At 62.0% G+C, this 17,793-nt stretch carries 15 protein-coding genes; 4 read left to right on the forward strand and 11 right to left on the reverse strand.

The features are described 5' to 3' along the window. Positions 1 to 28: 28 nt before the first annotated feature. Positions 29 to 232 (reverse strand): YgaP family membrane protein, encoded by a 204-nt coding sequence (locus OSH10_RS08895; protein WP_029075244.1) that lies wholly within the window; start codon positions 230 to 232, stop codon positions 29 to 31. A 36-nt stretch (positions 233 to 268) separates the two neighbouring features. After that, entirely contained in the window at positions 269 to 1,561 is a 1,293-nt protein-coding gene (locus tag OSH10_RS08900; RefSeq protein WP_029075243.1) for an NAD(P)/FAD-dependent oxidoreductase, read from the reverse strand. Positions 1,562 to 1,732: 171 nt separating this feature from the next. Here OSH10_RS08900 and OSH10_RS08905 point away from each other — a divergent pair, with 171 nt between their 5' ends. Further along, entirely contained in the window at positions 1,733 to 2,065 is a 333-nt protein-coding gene (locus OSH10_RS08905; protein ID WP_266331773.1) for an ArsR/SmtB family transcription factor, read from the forward strand. Continuing rightward, positions 2,025 to 2,420: an ArsR/SmtB family transcription factor gene (locus OSH10_RS08910; protein ID WP_245576857.1), complete on the forward strand. Its 396-nt coding sequence runs from the start codon at positions 2,025 to 2,027 to the stop codon at positions 2,418 to 2,420. Before OSH10_RS08905 ends, OSH10_RS08910 begins: the two co-directional genes overlap by 41 nt. Before the next feature lie 259 nt (positions 2,421 to 2,679). Here the strand turns inward: OSH10_RS08910 and OSH10_RS08915 are convergent, their stop codons facing one another. The 8 genes from OSH10_RS08915 to OSH10_RS08950 are packed head-to-tail and all read right to left on the reverse strand — an operon-like array spanning position 2,680 to position 14,814. After that, positions 2,680 to 3,249, reverse strand: coding sequence for a DUF2478 domain-containing protein (locus OSH10_RS08915; protein ID WP_029075241.1), 570 nt, complete (start codon positions 3,247 to 3,249; stop codon positions 2,680 to 2,682). A 17-nt stretch (positions 3,250 to 3,266) separates the two neighbouring features. After that, on the reverse strand, positions 3,267 to 4,550 hold the full coding sequence (locus OSH10_RS08920; RefSeq protein ID WP_266331335.1) for a molybdopterin molybdotransferase MoeA: 1,284 nt from the start codon (positions 4,548 to 4,550) through the stop codon (positions 3,267 to 3,269). Then, on the reverse strand, positions 4,547 to 5,383 hold the full coding sequence (locus OSH10_RS08925) for a peptidylprolyl isomerase (protein ID WP_051231289.1): 837 nt from the start codon (positions 5,381 to 5,383) through the stop codon (positions 4,547 to 4,549). The genes OSH10_RS08920 and OSH10_RS08925 overlap by 4 nt, the downstream gene beginning before the upstream one ends. Then, on the reverse strand, positions 5,380 to 6,117 hold the full coding sequence (gene narI / locus OSH10_RS08930; RefSeq protein ID WP_029075239.1) for a respiratory nitrate reductase subunit gamma: 738 nt from the start codon (positions 6,115 to 6,117) through the stop codon (positions 5,380 to 5,382). Before narI ends, OSH10_RS08925 begins: the two co-directional genes overlap by 4 nt. 13 nt (positions 6,118 to 6,130) lie before the next feature. Continuing rightward, a complete protein-coding gene (narJ, locus tag OSH10_RS08935; RefSeq protein WP_029075238.1) occupies positions 6,131 to 6,817 on the reverse strand; it encodes a nitrate reductase molybdenum cofactor assembly chaperone in 687 nt (228 codons plus the stop codon). Then, positions 6,814 to 8,334: a nitrate reductase subunit beta gene (narH, locus tag OSH10_RS08940; protein WP_266331337.1), complete on the reverse strand. Its 1,521-nt coding sequence runs from the start codon at positions 8,332 to 8,334 to the stop codon at positions 6,814 to 6,816. The genes narJ and narH overlap by 4 nt, the downstream gene beginning before the upstream one ends. Next, the gene (locus tag OSH10_RS08945) at positions 8,331 to 12,080 is read right to left on the reverse strand and encodes a nitrate reductase subunit alpha (protein ID WP_266331339.1); all 3,750 of its coding nucleotides are present in this window, start codon (positions 12,078 to 12,080) and stop codon (positions 8,331 to 8,333) included. The genes narH and OSH10_RS08945 overlap by 4 nt, the downstream gene beginning before the upstream one ends. A gap of 10 nt (positions 12,081 to 12,090) precedes the next feature. Next, entirely contained in the window at positions 12,091 to 14,814 is a 2,724-nt protein-coding gene (locus OSH10_RS08950; RefSeq protein ID WP_266331341.1) for a nitrate/nitrite transporter, read from the reverse strand. Positions 14,815 to 15,197: 383 nt separating this feature from the next. On the opposite strand from OSH10_RS08950, the gene OSH10_RS08955 reads away from it, so the two are divergent. Further along, positions 15,198 to 15,794 (forward strand): helix-turn-helix domain-containing protein, encoded by a 597-nt coding sequence (locus OSH10_RS08955; protein WP_266331774.1) that lies wholly within the window; start codon positions 15,198 to 15,200, stop codon positions 15,792 to 15,794. 731 nt (positions 15,795 to 16,525) lie between these two features. On the opposite strand, the gene OSH10_RS08960 is transcribed toward OSH10_RS08955, so the two are convergent. Next, positions 16,526 to 16,771 (reverse strand): PepSY domain-containing protein, encoded by a 246-nt coding sequence (locus OSH10_RS08960; protein WP_266331342.1) that lies wholly within the window; start codon positions 16,769 to 16,771, stop codon positions 16,526 to 16,528. A gap of 416 nt (positions 16,772 to 17,187) precedes the next feature. On the opposite strand from OSH10_RS08960, the gene OSH10_RS08965 reads away from it, so the two are divergent. Next, complete coding sequence (locus OSH10_RS08965) at positions 17,188 to 17,793, forward strand: TetR/AcrR family transcriptional regulator (protein WP_266331344.1); 606 nt, start codon at positions 17,188 to 17,190, stop codon at positions 17,791 to 17,793.

Below are 17,793 nucleotides of genomic sequence, written 5' to 3' on the forward strand. Positions count from 1 at the left end.
GACGGTGGCAAACAGGAATACTTGACTGCTATTTGAACGCGATGCCTGCCGGGCAGCCGAGCTTCCTGAACAGGATCGCCGCCGGGCAAAACCCGGTGATCGACGATTGGATCAGATTGAAGCCGACGAAGACGTTCAGCAGATACCACCAGGGCGAGACATAAAAGCCGAGCGCCAGGGACAACAGAACCATGAACCCCGCGAACATCAGCACGGCGCGATCGATCGTCATTTTGAATACTCCTATGTTGAGAACTCAGGTTGGAAATTACTCGGTAGTCTCGATGCGGATGTCCTTCAGCTTCCCAACGCCAAGCATGTTGAGCACGAGATTTTCGTAGAACGTCTCAGCCTTGCCCTGCCGCACCTTGAGCAGGAAGTATTTCTCAAAGCCGATCTTGGCGGCATGGACCCATTTGCCGCGTGACGCCCAGTTCACGTTGCGCGGGGGAATTTGCGGCTGCGCGACGAAGGCAATGCCATCATCGCCAAAATCGGCGAGACAGACCGCGTTCCAGGTCGCGACGGCCCTGGGCTCCTCCCCCTTCAGCAGCGCGGCAATATTTTCGGCCGTCGCTGTCACCATGGATTCGATCATGAAGCCGGTCTTCGGCACGCCGACCGCGAGCGGGCTCTTGCCGACCGGCGGAATGGCAACGCAGACCCCGATGCCGAAGACATTCGGGAAAGCCGGATTGCGCTGGTGCTTGTCTATGAGGACGAAACCGCGCGGATTGGTCAGCCCTTCTATACCAGCGATCGCCGGCACACCGCGGAAGGCCGGCAGCATCATCGAGAAGGCGAAGGGCAGCTCATGAGTTGTCTTGACGGTGCCATCGTCGTGGACCTCTTCGGCGATCAGCTTGCCAGGCTCGACCGTCGTCGTCCGGGCATTGGTGATCCACTTGATGTGACGTTCGCGCAAGGCGCTTTCGAGCAGCCCCTTGGTGTCGCCAACGCCATCAAGCCCGAGATGGCCGATATAGGGCTCGGGCGTGACGAAGGTTATCGGAACCTGATCCCGCACCCGCGCATTGCGCAGCGCCGTGTCGAGGATGAAGGCATACTCGTAGGCCGGACCGTAGCAGGAGGCGCCTTGCACAGCTCCAACGACGATGGGACCGGGCCGTTTCACCAGTGCGTCGAATGCGGTCTTCGCTTGGGTCGCATGGCCGATCTGGCAGATGGATTGGGTATGAGCATCGGGGCCCAGGCCCGGCACCTCATCGAAGGCAAGGGCGGGGCCGGTAGCAATGATCAAGAAGTCATAATCGAGAAGGGAGCCGTCATTGAGTTCGACGCGGTTTTGCGCGGGCTGGACCCGACGTGCTCCCTCGGGCCTGAGTGCGATTCCATGCTGCTTCAGAACGGGAACGAGATCGACGGTTATGTCCTGCGGCTGCCGCCAGCCAACCGCGACCCAGGGATTGGAAGGAACGAAGGAATAGCTGGAGCCGAGATTGACGACAGTCAGACGATCGTCACGCCGGAGCTTGCGTTTCATCTCATAGGCCATGATGATTCCACCGAGGCCTGCGCCGAGAATGACAATATGAGTCATGGCTTTCGCTCCGCTGTTTCTATGATCGGTCTGCCCATTTCTGGTTGCCGGAGACCATTCAATTCAGACGCTTCCAAGCTTTATGGCTTGCATCTAACATTCAAAGGTTTTAAATTCAAGGATATGAATGTAGAAGAAATGATACCGGCCGCCGAAAAGGCCGCCGAATTGATGCGCAGTCTGTCGCACCCCCAGCGGCTGCTCGTTCTGTGTGCGCTGGTCGATGGTGAACGATCGGTCGCCGAACTGCGGCAAGGACTGGCAATCGAACAAGTGCCGATGTCGCAACAACTTATGCGGTTGAGAGCGGACGGGCTGGTCGAGGCGCGGCGCGAGGGAACGACTGTCTATTACTCGATTGTCCGACCGGAGATCCTGACTGTCGTGCAGGCTTTGCACGACGCGTTCTGCCCACCAGGCAGCGGCAAACAGCCGCGAAGCGGTCCGGCGAATGGAGGAAATGATGATGGAGCAGCGAAGCAAGCGAACGGCAACCCAGCTTGAGCCCGGCAATTCCGGTTTGCCGGATCAACCATCCTTCTTTCCAGAGCTTCAACGCATTTGCGTTGCGTTGATGAGGAAGGACGAAGCCGCAGCTTTCTTGAAACTACTCGCAAACGACAAGCGCTTGCTCATTCTTCACTACTTGCTGACCGGTGGAGAGCATTCGGTAGAAGAAATCGGGATAGGTCTCGATATCAGGCAACCATCGCTCTCGCAGCATCTGGCGAAACTTCGTAACGCAGGATTTGTTCGCACGCGCCGCGATGGACGGCACATCCTTTACAGTATTTCGGACCATCCCTCGATCATGCGCTCGTTGAATGGCATCGATCGATTGCTGCAACAGAAATGCTGATAACGGCTGCTTTTGAATTGGCTTCGGCTATGCGCCGCCCGACCCCACACCAGAAATCTTGCGCGAACTCATGGCCCGGGAGCTTTCGCGTTTTGGTGAACTGATACGCCGGGCAGGCCTGTCTCGGGTTCCAACCACCAACCTATCGCGCCAGACCGTAGGGATAGGAGGCCGCGCGCTGTACATCAACCTGCCCGGCAAGCCGGCGGCCTAGATTTATACTTTGCCCTGTGTCCTGGTCTTTCCAGCCGTATTTTTATTACCGGGAGCTGATCGGCGCCGAACGCATCGAACTCTCCAACTGATTGAACTCGTTCTTCGAGCCTATCCCTGTCAGGATGGCGAAGCACCAGTCCACGATCAGTGCCGCATCTGGTGCCAACTCCTGCGCCATTCCCCCGGCAAATTCTAAGAAGGCTGGCAGGTTCAGACCGTTTACACCTACGAGTACCGGAAGACCGCGTTCGAGAGCGTCCGCGATCGTACCGGTCAAACCCTTGCCCTCCGCTTCCTGCTTGCCGAATTTGTTGACCACCAGCATCTCGGCATCGTCCAGAGCGTTCGAAACCCACAGCACCGATTGCTCCAACACACCGGCATCCAGTCGGCAGCCCCGCGCGTGGGCACCGCGGTCAACGCTGATGCGCACCACCGGACCGTCGGGTAGCAACCGCAGATCCATGTCGCACCGAGGGCGATCACTTCGGTCGATATTGGTCTGTACGGTGCCCGCCAGGGCCACGCCATGCGCTTCAAGCCGGTCGACGACGTCGGCCAGAAGAAGGTCGATCCGACCGCGACCCCGCATGGTTACATAGCCAAGCTTCATCGCGTTCTCCCTCGGGTTCAGCCGTCCGAAAACGGCAGAAATTCCAGCATATCGCCACGCTGGATGTGGTGGGTTTCCGAGGGGATCAGCAGCAGCCCATCGGCTTGTGCCAGAAGCGCCACCCGATGCGATACGGCTGAGGCTGTAATCTCCACGTTTCTGGTTCCGTCTTCGTCATAGCTGCCGAGACGGGCCGGCAGGAACTCGCAACGGCCCGGGTTCCGGATGCGATCGAAGTCCGCGCGCACGACGCAGCGTGGTGGCCTTGCCTTCCGGATACCCGCCAGCGCCTCTGCGATACGCGCTCCGATTACATACCAGGCGACGAAAGCTGAAACCGGATTGCCCGGCAAACCAATGTAAAGCGCCGAACCGAGGAGGCCGATGATGAGCGGCTTACCGGGCTTCATCGCTACTTTCATAACGTGAATCTTGCCGCCTGCGGCGTTGAGCACTGCGGGCATATGGTCCTCATCCCCCACGGAGACTCCGCCGGTGGTCACTACCAGATCGGCATCGCGGGAAGCCTGCTCCAGCGCTTCACGCAACCGGTCGGGCTGGTCGGGAACGGCGCCCATGTCGATTGTCTCTACCCACGGAAGATCAAGGGAACCCTGGAGATGATAGCGGTTGGCGTTCCAGATCTGCCCTGGCGCCAACGGCGTTCCCGGTGCGCGCAATTCCGAGCCGGTGCTGAAGAAGGCGACCCGGGTACGACGCCTGACGACCACCTCGCTGCAACCGGCCGCTGCGAGCAGTGCAGCCACGCGCGGTCCTATGCGACAGCCGACTGGCAGAAATTCAGAACCGAGTACCAGGTCCTCACCGGCGCGCCGAATATTTTCGTTCGGTCGGGGACGCCTTTGTATCTCGACGGTATCGCCTTCCAGCCGTGCTAACTCCTGGATGACTACCGCATCGCATCCCGGAGGGATGGCCGCACCGGTAAAGATGCGCAACACCGCGCCGACCGGAAGCGGCCCGCTGTCGGTATCGCCGGCCGCCACTCGCCCTGACACCCGCAGCCGCCACGGCCCCTCGCCAGCAAGGTCGGCAAGCCGGACGGCGTAACCATCCATGGCGGAACTGTCGAACAGTGGGAGCGAGACGCCCGACCGCACAGCCTCGCCCAGTACCCTGCCATGCGCCCTTTCCAGCGGCAGCCGTTCCACCTGCGCGACTGGCTTGACCAGCGCCAAAGCCCGGCGAAGAGCTGCGTCGACGGAAATCAGCGCGCCCATCTCAGGCTTGATTTCGCAGCCGCAAAGGAAGGGATCGGACAGGGCGGGGGCGTCGTTCATTTCGAAAATTTCACCTCCCCGGCGGGGTGGCCTGCAAAATCGACGCCCGCCACCTGGTACCGTGCCGCGAGCTCCTCGACATAGGCGCGGCTCGCCCGCACCCAATCTGCCTTTTCCTGCGCTTGGCGCAGATGTGGCAGAACGGTCGTGAACGGCAAGACCTCGCCACGCACACGCGCGTCAAGCCGGATCAGGTGGAACCCATAGCGGCTTTCTACTGGCGCGTCGGAGATGCTTTGTTCCTCCATGGAACACAGCGCTGCTTCGAATTCCGGCACCGTATCGCCTGAGGCGAGTTGGCCCAGCATCCCGCCATTGGCGCGGGAAGAGCAGGCGCTGAACTCGCCCGCCAGCTCAGCGAAGCGGCGGGGGTCGCGCTGCAGGTTCGCCAGCACGGCTTCCGCTTGCTGGCGCGCCGACGCCCTGCCGGCGGCGTCGCCGGGCGCAGCGGCGAAGAGGATATGCGCGGCCTCGAACAGCGATGGCCCGCGGAACCGGTCGGGCGCCGCATCGTAGAGCGCGCGCAGCGGCGCCTCGTTGACCGGAGCCGGGGCAATCGTGCGCTCGAACAGCTGGCGGATTAGTGCTTCCTCTTCGGTCTCCCACTTCCCTTCTTCCAGCTCGATCGGCTCGGGCGCGATGTCGTGCGCGCGCGCCTCCTGCAGGAGCGTCTCGCGTAGCGCCAGCGCCCGCGCCGCCGCCCGCCAGGCAAAGCCGGGCTGACCTTTGGGCGCCGGATGGTTCTGCGCCTCGGCGGCAATGGCTTCGGGGGCGATGGTCACGCCGTTGACCGTGACCGGCTCCGGCCGGGCGGTGCGATCCAGGATAATCATTCGCCCGGCTCCATGCGCGGCCCCGGCAGTGGCGTAAGCCCGGTCGGCGCGGGTTTGGCGCCGCGCCGCGAGCGCACGATCTGGTAGCCCGGCCGCCACAAATAGCGCACCGGCGCCGAGAACATGTGAACGAGCCGGGTGAAGGGGAACAGCAGGAAGATGGTCAGCCCGAGGGCGATATGCGCCTTGAACAGCGGATTGACGTCGACGATAAAGTTCGCAGCGCCAGCGCGCATATAGATGATCGCCTGCGCCCAGTTCATGAACTTCACCATCTCCGTGCCATCGAGATGGCCGAGCGAAACGATGATGGTGGCAAGCCCAAGCAGGAGTTGGGCCATCAAAAGCACCATGATGCCGGTATCGGCGAGCGTGGAATTGGCGCGGATGCGCGGATCGAACAGCCTGCGATGTAACAGCAGCGTGCCGCCGACAAGGGTCATGATTCCAGCGATGCCGCCGGCGGAGATGGCGAGAATCTGCTTGGCCTCGTGGCTGACGCCGAGAAAATCGAACACCTGGATCGGCGTGAGCAGCCCAACGAGATGGCCTCCGAAGATCGTCAGGATGCCGACATGGAACAGCACCGAACCGGCGATGAACTGGCGCTTGCGCAGCAGCTGGCTCGACTTGGACTTCCAGGTGAAGGGGTCGCGCTCATAGCGGGCGATGCTGGCCATCACCATCACCGTGATGGCGATATAGGGATAGATGCCGAAGACGAAATTATGCATGGCGGTCTCCTGTTCACCGAGCGGCCCGCGCCGGTGCGGGCTCCATGCGGGCAAGAATGTCGCGGCTGACCGGGCAGCCGGCGTTCGGGTCCGGGCCGAAGGTCACCTGCGCTTCTTCCCAGACCGCGTCGAGGGCGGCGAGATCCTCCGGGTTGTCGTCCTGTTGCGCCAGCAGGGCCTGTGCCTCCTCGGCCGCTGGATCGGCGGAGGAAAGCTTGACCAGCCCCTCGAAAACGGCGGCATAGACGCTCTCCCGCCGCGCCAGCCGCTCGGCGAGCGCGATCAGGATATGACCCGCATCGGCCAAGATTTCGCGCGCCTCGGCCAGCGGCCGCATCGAGAGAAACTCCAGCAACACCGGCAGGTGGTCGGGCAGCTCCGGTCCCGCCAGATCGAAGCCGCCGGCGCGGTAGGTTTCCAGCAGGTCGACCATCGCCCCGCCCCGGTCGCGGCTTTCGCCATGGATATGCTCGAACAGGTTGAGCGACAGGGTGCGGGAACGGTCGAACAGCAGTACGTAGCGCTCCTGCAGATCGTAGAGATCGCCGTTTTCCAGTGAAGCGAGCAGCGGCTCCAGGGCGGTGGCAGCGGCTGGCGTCACGACACCTTCGGCGAGGATCGCCCGGATCACCGGAATCGCCTCCTGAAGATCGTGACTCGGATAGCTGAGCAGGGCCGACAGCGCCTTGAAGGTCTTCATGCGATGAACTCCTGCGGGCTGCGAAACTTCTTGGCCCCGAACAGCGACTGACCCGAATGGCCCGCCGAGCAGCCGTTGCCGTCGGTGAAACCGCAGCCGCTCCTGAGGTCGTAGGCATCCTCGACCAGCTCGCGATGCGTGGTCGGGATGACGAAGCGGTCCTCGTAATTGGCGATCGCCAGCAACTGGTACATCTCGTCAATCTGCTGCGGCACCATGCCGACCCGCTTGGCGACACCGAGATTGACGACGCCGTCCACGGTCTTGGAGCGCATGTAGGAGCGCATGGCCAGCATTCGCTCCAGTGCCGAGACGATCGGCGCCTCGTCGCCGGCCGTCAGCATATTGGCGAGGTAGCGCACCGGAATGCGCAAGCTGCGCACATCCGGCATGTCGTCCTGCGCGGCAATCCGCCCCGCTTCGGCCGCGTTCTGGATCGGCGACAGCGGCGGCACATACCAGACCATCGGCAAGGTGCGGTATTCGGGATGCAGCGGGAAGGCGATCTTCCACTCCATCGCCATCTTCCAGATCGGCGAGTTCTGCGCGCCCTTGATCCAGTCTTCGGGAATGCCTGCGGCGCGCGCCTCGGCAACCACTTCCGGATCATTGGGATCAAGGAAGACACCGAGCTGGGCGTCATAAAGGTCCTTCTCGTTTTCCGTGGCTGCCGCTTCGGCGATCCTATCGGCGTCGTAGAGCATGACGCCCAGGTAGCGGATGCGTCCGACGCAGGTTTCCGAACAGACAGTCGGCTGGCCGCTTTCCAGGCGCGGATAGCACAGCGTGCATTTTTCCGATTTTCCGGTCGACCAGTTGTAATAGATCTTCTTGTACGGGCAGCCAGAGACGCACATGCGCCAGCCGCGGCATTTTTCCTGATCGATCAGGACGACGCCGTCATCCTCGCGCTTGTAGATCGCGCCTGAGGGGCAGGCGGCCACGCAGGTCGGGTTGAGACAGTGCTCGCACAGTCTCGGCAGATACATCATGAAGGTGTTTTCGTACTGGCCGTAAATCTCCTTCTGGATGCCATCGAAATTATAGTCCTTCGAACGCTTTTCGAACTCGCCGCCGAGGATTTCCTCCCAGTTCGGTCCCCATTCGATCTTTTCCATGCGCTCGCCCGAAATCTTCGAGCGCGGGCGGGCGGTCGGAAACGCCTTCATCTCCGGCGCGGATTTCAGATGGTCGTAGTCGTAGTCGAACGGCTCGTAGAAATCGTCGATCTCGGGCAGGTCGGGATTGGCGAAGATATTCGCCAGGATGCGCCATTTGCTGCCCTGCCTGGGTTGCAAAGCACCGCTTTTGGTTCGTCGCCAGCCGCCATTCCAGCGTTTCTGGTTTTCCCAATCCTTGGGATAGCCAATGCCGGGCTTGGTTTCGACATTGTTGAACCAGGCGTATTCGACACCTTCGCGGCTGGTCCAGACATTCTTGCAGGTGACGGAGCAGGTGTGACAGCCGATGCATTTATCGAGATTGAGCACCATTCCGATCTGGGCACGTATTTTCATTCCGCGGCCTCCGTAGTCTGGGTTGCGGGCTGGTCCATCCAATCGACCTTTGGCAATTTGCGCAGGATCACGAACTCGTCGCGGTTGGAGCCGACCGTGCCGTAATAGTTGAAACCGTAGGCCAGCTGGGCATAGCCGCCGATCATATGGGTGGGCTTCAGCACGGTGCGAGTGACGGAGTTATGGATGCCGCCGCGCTTGCCGGTGACCTGGCTGCCCGGCGTGTTCACGATTTTTTCCTGTGCGTGATACATGAACATGGAGCCTTCCTTCATCCGCTGGCTGACCACCGCGCGCGCTGTGATGGCGCCGTTGATGTTGAAGACCTCGACCCAGTCATTGTCGACCAGCCCCGCCGTTCTGGCGTCAACTTCAGAAATCCACACCACCGGGCCGCCCCGATTGAGGGTCAGCATCAGGAGGTTATCGGTGTAGGTGGAGTGGATACCCCATTTCTGGTGCGGGGTGAGAAAGTTCAGCACCACATGCGGCTCGCCCGCCGCCAGCGGCCGCTTGGCCGCTTCGCCCACCGTCTTCAGGTCCACCGGCGGACGCCAGGTGACGAAGCCCTCGCCGAAGGCCCGCATCCATTCATGATCCTGATAAAGCTGCTGGCGGCCGGTGACGGTACGCCAGGGGATCAATTCATGCACATTGGTCCAGCCGGCATTGTAGCAGACCTCCTCGCTTTCGATGCCCGACCAGGTCGGGGAGGAGATGATCTTGCGTGGCTGGGCGGCGATGTCGCGGAAGCGGATTTTTTCGTCTTCCTTCACCTCGGCCAGATGGCGATGACTTCTGCCGGTCGCCTTGCTGAGCGCATCCCACGCCTTCACCGCCACCTCGCCATTGGTTTCGGGCGCCAGCATCAGGATCATCTCGGCGGCGTCTATTGCCGTGTCGAGCCGGGCCATGCCCTTGGTTGCACCCTCCTCGGTGACGGCGCCGTTCAGCGCCCTGAGGTGATGCACCTCGTCCTTCGTGTCCCAGGCGATGCCCTTGCCGCCATTGCCGATCTTTTCCATTAGCGGCCCGATGGCGGTGAAATGCTTGTAGAGATTGGGATAGTCGCGTTCGACGGCAATATAGGCGGGCGCCGTCTGGCCGGGGATCAGTTCGCATTCGCCGCGCTTCCAGTCGCGCACCACGCCTTGCGCCAGTTCGCCGGGGCTGTCGTGCTGCAAGGGCAGTTGCACAACATCGCTCTCCATTCTGAGGATTTCCGGGGCCACTTCGGAGAATTTCTTGGCGATAGCCTTGAAGATTTCCCAGTCGGTTTTCGATTCATAGGCCGGGTCCACCGCCGCTTGTAGCGGATGGATAAAGGGATGCATGTCGGACGTGTTCATGTCGTCCTTTTCGTACCAGCTGGCCGTCGGCAGCACGATGTCGGCATAGACGGCCGTGGTCGACATGCGGAAATCGATGGTGACCAGAAGGTCGAGCTTTCCTTCCGGCGCGCTGTCGTGCCAGATCGCCTCGACCGGCTTCATGCCGCCCTCGGCGCCCAGATCCTTGCCTTGCACGCCGTGGTCGGTGCCGAGCAGGTGCTTCAGGAAATATTCATGCCCCTTGCCCGACGAGCCGAGCAGGTTGGAGCGCCAGACGAACAGGTTGCGCGGCCAGTTTTCAGGCGCGTCTGGATCCTCGCACGACATCTGCAATTCGCCCGATTTCAGACGCTCCGCCACATAGTCCTTCGCCTCGACGCCGGCTTCCTTGGCCGCGCGGCCGATCTCCAGCGGATTGGTCTTCAGTTGAGGGGCGGAGGGCAGCCAGCCCATGCGCTCGGCGCGGATGTTGTAGTCAATCAGGCTGAGCTTGTTCCAATCGCCGGCCGGTGCTGTCGGCGACAGGATTTCGGCCGCACTCACCGTTTCGTAGCGCCACTGGTCGGTATGGGCGTAAAAGGCACTGGTGGAGTTCATGTGGCGCGGCGGGCGCGCCCAGTCGAGCGCGAAGGCCAGCGGCGTCCAGCCGGTCTGCGGGCGCAGCTTCTCCTGCCCGACATAATGCGCCCAGCCACCGCCCGACTCGCCGACGCAGCCGCACATCACCAGCATGTTGATGACCGCGCGATAGTTCATGTCCATGTTGAACCAATGGTTCATGCCGGCGCCGATGATGACCATGGAGCGTCCGTTGGTCTTTTCGGCATTGTCGGCGAATTCGCGCGCGACCTGGACGATCTTGTCACGGCGCACACCAGTGATGCGTTCCGCCCAAGCCGGGGTGAACGGCACGTCGGCGTCGTAGTCGGAGGCGACGTGCTCGCCGCCGAGGCCGCGGTCGAGGCTGTAATTGGCGCACAGGAGATCGAAGACTGTGGCGACCAGCACCTCCTCGCCGCCGGCGAGCTTCAGCCGCTTCACCGGCACCTTGCGGGTCAGCACCTCGCCGCGGTCGTCGACTTCGAAGCCGTTGGTGGCGGCGCCGCCGAAATAGGGAAAATCGACGCCCGCCACTTCGTCATGATCCTCATCCAGAATCAGGCTGAGCTTGAGGCGGATGTCGTCCTTGCCGGCCTTTTCCTCGAGGTTCCACTTGCCGCTCTCGCCCCAGCGGAAGCCGATGGAGCCGTTGGGCACGACGACCTTGCCGGAAATCTCGTCGAAGCCGACCGTCTTCCAGTCGGGGTTGTTCTTCTCGCCCAGCGAGCGGGCGAAATCGGCCGCCCGCAACTGCCGGCCGGGAACCAGCCGCTCGCCTTGCCGATCGAGGCGCACCAGCATCGGCATGTCGGAATATTTGCGGCAGTAGTCCTCGAAATAGGGCACCTGCCGGTCGAGATGGAACTCGCGCAGGATGACATGGCCGAAGGCCATGCCCAGCGCCGCATCGGTGCCCTGCTTGGCGTTCAGCCAGATGTCGGCGAACTTGGCGGCCTCGGAATAGTCCGGGCAGATGACGGCGCTCTTGGTGCCCTTGTAGCGCGCCTCGGTGTAGAAATGGGCGTCGGGCGTGCGCGTCTGCGGCACGTTCGAGCCCCACAGGAGCAGATAGCCCGCATTGTACCAGTCAGCAGATTCGGGCACGTCGGTCTGCTCGCCCCATGTCTGGGGGCTGGCCGGCGGCAGGTCGCAATACCAGTCGTAGAACGACATGCAGGTGCCGCCGAGCAGGGAGAGGTAGCGGGTGCCGGCGGCATAGGAAACCATCGACATGGCCGGGATCGGCGAGAAGCCGAATACGCGGTCGGGGCCGTATTTCTTCGTCGTATAGGCGTTGGCTGCGGCGACGATCTCGGTCGCCTCGTCCCAGCTCGCCCGCACGAAGCCGCCCTTGCCGCGGATGCGGGTGTAGCTTTCGCGGGCCGCCGCGTCGTCCTGGATCGCCGTCCACGCCTCGATCGGGCTCATGGTCCTGCGCTTCTCGCGCCACAGCCGCATCAGCCGGCCGCGAATGAGCGGCGTCTTCACGCGGTTGGCGCTGTAGAGGTACCAGCTGTAGGAGGCGCCGCGCGCGCAGCCGCGCGGCTCGTGGTTGGGCAGGTCGGGCCGGGTGCGTGGATAGTCGGTCTGCTGCGTCTCCCAGGTGACGATCCCGGATTTGACATAGATCTTCCACGAGCAGGAGCCGGTGCAGTTCACTCCGTGGGTGGAGCGCACGATCTTGTCGTGCTGCCAGCGGCGGCGATAGACGTCTTCCCAGTCGCGGTTCTCGATGGTCGTCTGGCCATGGCCGTTCGCAAACGTGTCCTTGCGCAACGAGGTCAGGAAGTTCAGTCGATCCATCAGCTGGCTCATGGCTGTCTCCTCAAGTTATTTCAGCTGGAAGGGCGGCAGGCATGGCCCGACCGCGCTCGATGTCATGCAGCAGGCCGCCGCGACGGGTGTAGACGGCCCAGGTGACGGCCAGACACAGGACGTAGAAGGCAAGGAAGGCCCACAGGGCCGCTAGCGGCGCGCCGGTCAGTCCGATGGAGGTGCCGTAGGCTTTCGGGATGAAGAACCCGCCATAGCCGCCGATGGCGCTGGTGAAGGCGATAATGGCGGCGGCTTCGCGCTCCGACTGCCGACGCTGCTCGGTCACGTCCCGGTCGGGCGCCAGCCGGGCGACTTCCTTGCGCATGATTACCGGGATCATCTGGAAGGTGGAAGCATTGCCGACGCCAGTGAAGAAGAACAGCGCCATGAAGAAGGCGAAGAAACCGGCGAAGGAGCCGATCTGCAAAGACCAGATCACCCCCAGCACGGATGCGATCATGCCGGCGAAGACCCAGAAGGTGACGCGCCCGCCGCCGACCCTGTCGGACAGCCATCCGCTGCCCGCGCGGCTCAGCGCGCCGACCAGTGGGCCGAGGAACACGTATTTCAGCGCGTCGACCTCGGGGAAGACGAGCCTGGACAGCAGCGGGAAACCGGCCGAATAGCCGATGAAGGAGCCGAAGGTGCCGACATAGAGCAGGCACATCACCCAGTTATGGGTGCGGGTAAAGATCACTGCCTGCTCACGGAAGCTTGCCCGTGCATCAGCCAGATCGTTCATGCCGAGCCATGCGGCCGCCGTCGCGGCGAGGATGAAGGGCACCCAGACGAAGCCGGCATTCTGCATCCAGATACGGCCGCCATCCGACAGTTCCTGCGGCCCACCGCCAAGGGCGCCAAAGACGCCGGCGGTGATGGCCAGCGGCACCAGGAACTGCATGACCGAGACGCCGAGATTGCCCAGACCGGCGTTCAGCGCCATGGCGTTGCCTTTCTCCGCGCGCGGGAAGAAGAAGCTGATATTGGCCATGGAGGAGGCGAAGTTGCCGCCGCCGAGGCCACACAACAGGGCCAGAACCGCGAAGATCAGATAGGGTGTATCGGGGTTCTGCACCGCATAACCGATGCCCATGGCCGGGATCAGCAACGAGGCGGTCGACAGTGTGGTCCACAGCCTTCCGCCGAAGATCGGCACCATGAAACTATAGAAGATGCGCAGCGTCGCCCCCGACAGCGCCGGCAGCGCCGCCAGCCAGAAGAGCTGGTCCTGGGTAAAGCCGAAGCCGATCGCGGGCAGTTGCGCCACCACGACCGACCAGACCATCCACACCGCGAAGGCGAGCAACAGGGCGGGAATCGAGATCCATAGATTGCGCCTTGCGATGCGCTTCCCTTTCTCCGCCCAGAATTGCGGATCTTCCGGCCGCCAGTCCTCGATCACATGCGGCATGACCGTGCGTTCGGGATCGTGGACTTCCGCAAGTTCGGGGAAGCTGGGCAGCCGATCGAGGGCTGCGCCCTGCGCCTGCCGTTCCATGACCCGGATCGACAAATGCATCCAGCCGAGCGAAACCAGGACGATTAGCAGGAGCAGCACGAAAGCCGAGGTCCAGATGCCGGTCACATCGAGCAGCGCGCCGAAGACGATGGGCAGGACGAAGCCGCCCAGACCGCCAATCATACCGACGAGGCCGCCGACCGAGCCGACATGGTTGGGGTAATAGATCGGGATATGCCGGAAGACCGCCGCCTTGCCGAGGCTCATGAAGAAACCCAGCCCGAACAGCGTTGCCACGAACGGCCACAGGTCCATCTCGGTCGAGAAGGCGATCGGTCCCTCCTTGCCGCGGATCACGTACTCTGTCGGCGGGTAGGACAGCATGAACAGGAACAGAGCCGAGAAACCCAGCGTCCAGTACATGACGGTGCGGGCACCGAAGCGGTCGGACAGCACTCCGCCATAGGCGCGGAAAACGCTGGCCGCGAGGCTGAAGACGGCTGCGGCGAGACCGGCCGTGCGCACATCCACGCCATAGACCTGCACGAGGTAATAGGGCAGCCAGAGCGCTAATGCGACGAAGCCGCCGAAAACGAAGAAATAATAGAGCGAGAAGCGCCAGACCTGCAGCTTCTTCAGCGGCGCGAACTGCTCGGCAAGACTTGGCGCGGCGATGCCCTGAGCGCGCCGGGCAGCAAACTCGGGATCGTCCTTGGCCAGAAGGTAGAAGACGACGCCCATGGCGGCGATGGCCGCCGCCCATACTTCCGCCACCCCCTGCCAGCCCCAGGCGATCAGCACGAACGGGGCAAGGAACGTGGTCACCGCCGCGCCGGCGTTGCCCATGCCGAATACGCCGAGTGCGGTGCCTTGCCGCGCCTGCGGATACCATTTGGTGACATAGGCGACACCGATGATGAAGGAGCCGCCGGCCAGCCCGACGCCCAGCGCCGCGAGCAGGAAGGTGAAATAGCTGTCGGCCCAGGTCAGCGCGAAGGTGGCAGCACCTGTCAGGATCATCTGCGCCGAAAACACCAGCCGCCCGCCAAAGCGCTCGGTCCAGACACCGAGGATCAATCTTATGATTGAACCGGTCAGCACCGGTGTCGCGATCAAAACGCCATACTCGAAATCGGAGAGACCCAGCTCATCCTTGATGGACAGCCCGATGATGGAAAAGATCGTCCACACCGCAAAGCACAGCGTGAAGGCAATGGTGCTGAGCCAAAGAGCTCTTTGCTGATCGCGACGGCTCGGTGCTGTATGGCCTGCCATGGTCTCTCCCATCCGGTTCCGGTGGTTGGGTAGCCTAATTATAGTTGCACAGCGGAGCAAACATGCGCGACAGGGTCACGTCTTTGATCCATGTCAACTGGTATGGAGTCGAATTGTGTATGACGCTTTTGTCGCAGGCAACGCATTGAGCACTAGCAGTAATTTGGCAGTGCAATCGATCAGGTTTCTTGCAGAAATTGACAATCTGAAGTTATGGGCTTGATAAATATCAAGCAGTTTGTGTGGAAGGGGCGCGCCCTATGCATGACGATGACAAGTCGCGCCTGCGTCGTCTCCCTCTGTTTCGTGAGATGACGACGCCAACCTTCGACAGCCTGATGGAGATCGCCCACGCCCAGACCTTTCCAGCGCAATTGTAACTGATCCGTCAGGGCGACTATGCTGACTTCCTTCACGTCATGATCGAAGGATCCGTCGAGTTGCACGCGGCGTGGAACGGACATGACACCGTCATGGGTGTCGTGCATCCGGTTTCGACGTTTATCCTGGCGGCTTGCGTATGCGACGAGGCCTATCTGATGTCAGCGCGCACTCTTGAACGATCGCAGATCATCATGATTCCCGTCGCTGACGTCCGGGTAGCGCTGCGGCGCGATCCGGATTTCGCCATGGCCGGCATGCGGGAATTAGCCAATGGCTATCGCACCTTCGTGCGCCATGCCAAGAACCTGAAATTGCGCAATTCACAAGAACGGCTCGCTGCCTATATCCTTTACCAATCACATGGCAGCGGCGATCCTGACACGATCGTTCTGCCGGTAGAGAAACGCCATCTCGCCTCCCATCTGGGCATGACGCCCGAAAATCTCTCCCGGTCTATGAAGGCCCTGAAAGGTCATGGCGTAGCAATCAAGGGCACGCGCGTGACCATCACCGACCGGACGCGCCTGGCCGCGGTTGCAGCACCTGATCCGCTGATCGACGGACCACAGATCAAGACCACAATTGCCGCGACTTAGCCATTCCCCAAGGGATAAGGCGTCGGTCCAAGGCAAGTTCGGAGGAGGTCATCAGCCAGAAGCGCGCAGTCGCGAGTGCGGAAAGCTGATTTGGAACCGGCTGAAGAAGCTCAAGAACCCCGACACCGGGCGCGATACCTGCCGTTTGAACCCGTAAAGCGAATGGGTTCACGAAGACGCGCCGGAATTGCGCATCCTGCCGCAAGAGCTATGGGACGCCGCCAAGGTCCGGCAGGATGAGTTGACCACGCTCTACAATGGGTCGTTTGCCGGACGCGGCGAAATCCTTCGCTCCCATGAACGATTTAGGTTTTCCGGGCACGTTTGGGCTACCCCACTGACGCGAGGTTGGTCATTTCTCCCTCTACCTGAACCCCTCTGAAAGGGCTCGCTCCAACGCGGCGCATGCAAGCAATCTGGTTGTGTCGATCAGCGGTATTGCGCAGTTATCGTCGCCCAAGGCCATCGGAAGTTCGGTACATGCCAGTATGATGGCATCGACGCTGCAAGATCATCCCGATCTCCGCAGCACAAAATCCTCGCACTGCATGGCTCATCAGGATGAAGCCGCGAGCCATGCGTGGAGGGCGCGATTGTGCAGCTAGTGCGATCGAACCTGGCATCGCGAGAGATTGAGATCGCCCGATCAACGACGGCGATAGTTGCCGCCGCACGCACGTAAAAACCGAGACGCGGCCTTGAACCCGAGCTCATCTCCGCCGTATCCCCGGCTAGTCCACTTCGGTTTCCTGTGCTGCAGTGCCATTGCTGCCATCGCCGAACCGCTTGACGCTGCCGTCGACCACTTCCAGCGTTGCGGGATCGATCTTCACCTTGAGGACGTTTCCGCTGGCGTCGGTGACACGTAGCTCGTAGCAGCCGTCGTCGATCTTCATCCTGTCGATGGTCCATCCGAAGTCGCCCGCAAGCCGCCCCAGGGCCACGAAGGATTGTCTCTGCTGGGTGGGACATTGCATGTCTCACCGGCAAATGCCGCCGTTGCCGGCAATGCCGCGAGCAGCGCTAGCATTGCGAATGTCGTTCTCATGTTTCCAACTCCTGCGTTGCGGTTGTTCACGAAGGAGATCATGCGTCGATGAACTGACGGGCCACTGAAGCACAACACGAAGTGTCGTCAGCGTTTCGTTAGCGCGACCGGGGCAGCTTCCGTTTCTCTGATACGTGTCGGTATGGGTTGGCATGGGCGCCTCGGGCCGGCTGCTTGGGGTTTGGCGTGGCGCAACGGATCGCTGGGACGGGTTTAAGCCCGTCCAGTCCGAGCGCGCGCCGGGCACTCTTGATGTTGCATATTTGATGTCACTATCAATGCCATCAATTGACTCGGGGCGATATTAGTGTCATTTGAAGTGACATTAATTCAATGGAGACCGCCATGGCCGAAACGCGCAGCTACAACAGCCCGCTGCGAGAGGAGAAAGCCCGCGAAACGCGCGAGGCTATCCTTCATGCTCTATATCGGCTGATGAGCACGTCGGCCGTTCCGGACGAGATCAGCATGGATGCCATCGCCGCAGAGGCTGGCATCCAGAGACGCACCGTCTTCCGTCATTTCCCGACGAAGGACGACTTGCTGACCGCCTTCTGGCCCTGGCTCAACGCGCTGATCGGCACGTCCATAGCACCCGACAACGCCGGGGATATCGTCGCTGGTCCGCGGGACGCCTTTCCCCGCTTCGATGCGCATGAGGCGGCGATCCGGGCCTCGCTTCACTCGCCAACAGGGCGTGCCATGCGGGCGGGCATGATCCCGGCCCGGCGCCTGCGCTTTGCAGGGGCGCTTGCCACCCTTCTCGAAAACCTTCCGCCCGCCGAAGCCCGGAAGGTCGAGGCGCTGGCACACCTTCTCTATTCGGCCTCCGCCTGGGAGGTCCTCAAGGATTACGGCGGTCTCGACGGCGCCCAAGCCGGTGAGACCGCCTCTTGGGCGCTCGAAACGATCCTGTCCGCGGTCGCCTCGGGCTTGTCACCGCGGACATGA

It is taken from the genome of Kaistia defluvii (genome assembly GCF_026343955.1).
Classification (GTDB): domain Bacteria; phylum Pseudomonadota; class Alphaproteobacteria; order Rhizobiales; family Kaistiaceae; genus Kaistia; species Kaistia defluvii.

Excerpts from the sequence above, each read along its gene's own strand:
- OSH10_RS08895 (WP_029075244.1), bottom strand. The coding sequence starts at position 232 with ATGACGATCGATCGCGCCGTGCTGATGTTCGCGGGGTTCATGGTTCTG.
- OSH10_RS08900 (WP_029075243.1), bottom strand. The coding sequence starts at position 1,561 with ATGACTCATATTGTCATTCTCGGCGCAGGCCTCGGTGGAATCATCATG.
- OSH10_RS08905 (WP_266331773.1), top strand. The coding sequence starts at position 1,733 with ATGCGCAGTCTGTCGCACCCCCAGCGGCTGCTCGTTCTGTGTGCGCTG.
- OSH10_RS08910 (WP_245576857.1), top strand. The coding sequence starts at position 2,025 with ATGATGGAGCAGCGAAGCAAGCGAACGGCAACCCAGCTTGAGCCCGGC.
- OSH10_RS08915 (WP_029075241.1), bottom strand. The coding sequence starts at position 3,249 with ATGAAGCTTGGCTATGTAACCATGCGGGGTCGCGGTCGGATCGACCTT.
- OSH10_RS08920 (WP_266331335.1), bottom strand. The coding sequence starts at position 4,550 with ATGAACGACGCCCCCGCCCTGTCCGATCCCTTCCTTTGCGGCTGCGAA.
- OSH10_RS08925 (WP_051231289.1), bottom strand. The coding sequence starts at position 5,383 with ATGATTATCCTGGATCGCACCGCCCGGCCGGAGCCGGTCACGGTCAAC.
- narI (WP_029075239.1), bottom strand. The coding sequence starts at position 6,117 with ATGCATAATTTCGTCTTCGGCATCTATCCCTATATCGCCATCACGGTG.
- narJ (WP_029075238.1), bottom strand. The coding sequence starts at position 6,817 with ATGAAGACCTTCAAGGCGCTGTCGGCCCTGCTCAGCTATCCGAGTCAC.
- narH (WP_266331337.1), bottom strand. The coding sequence starts at position 8,334 with ATGAAAATACGTGCCCAGATCGGAATGGTGCTCAATCTCGATAAATGC.
- OSH10_RS08945 (WP_266331339.1), bottom strand. The coding sequence starts at position 12,080 with ATGAGCCAGCTGATGGATCGACTGAACTTCCTGACCTCGTTGCGCAAG.
- OSH10_RS08950 (WP_266331341.1), bottom strand. The coding sequence starts at position 14,814 with ATGGCAGGCCATACAGCACCGAGCCGTCGCGATCAGCAAAGAGCTCTT.
- OSH10_RS08960 (WP_266331342.1), bottom strand. The coding sequence starts at position 16,771 with ATGCAATGTCCCACCCAGCAGAGACAATCCTTCGTGGCCCTGGGGCGG.
- OSH10_RS08965 (WP_266331344.1), top strand. The coding sequence starts at position 17,188 with ATGGCCGAAACGCGCAGCTACAACAGCCCGCTGCGAGAGGAGAAAGCC.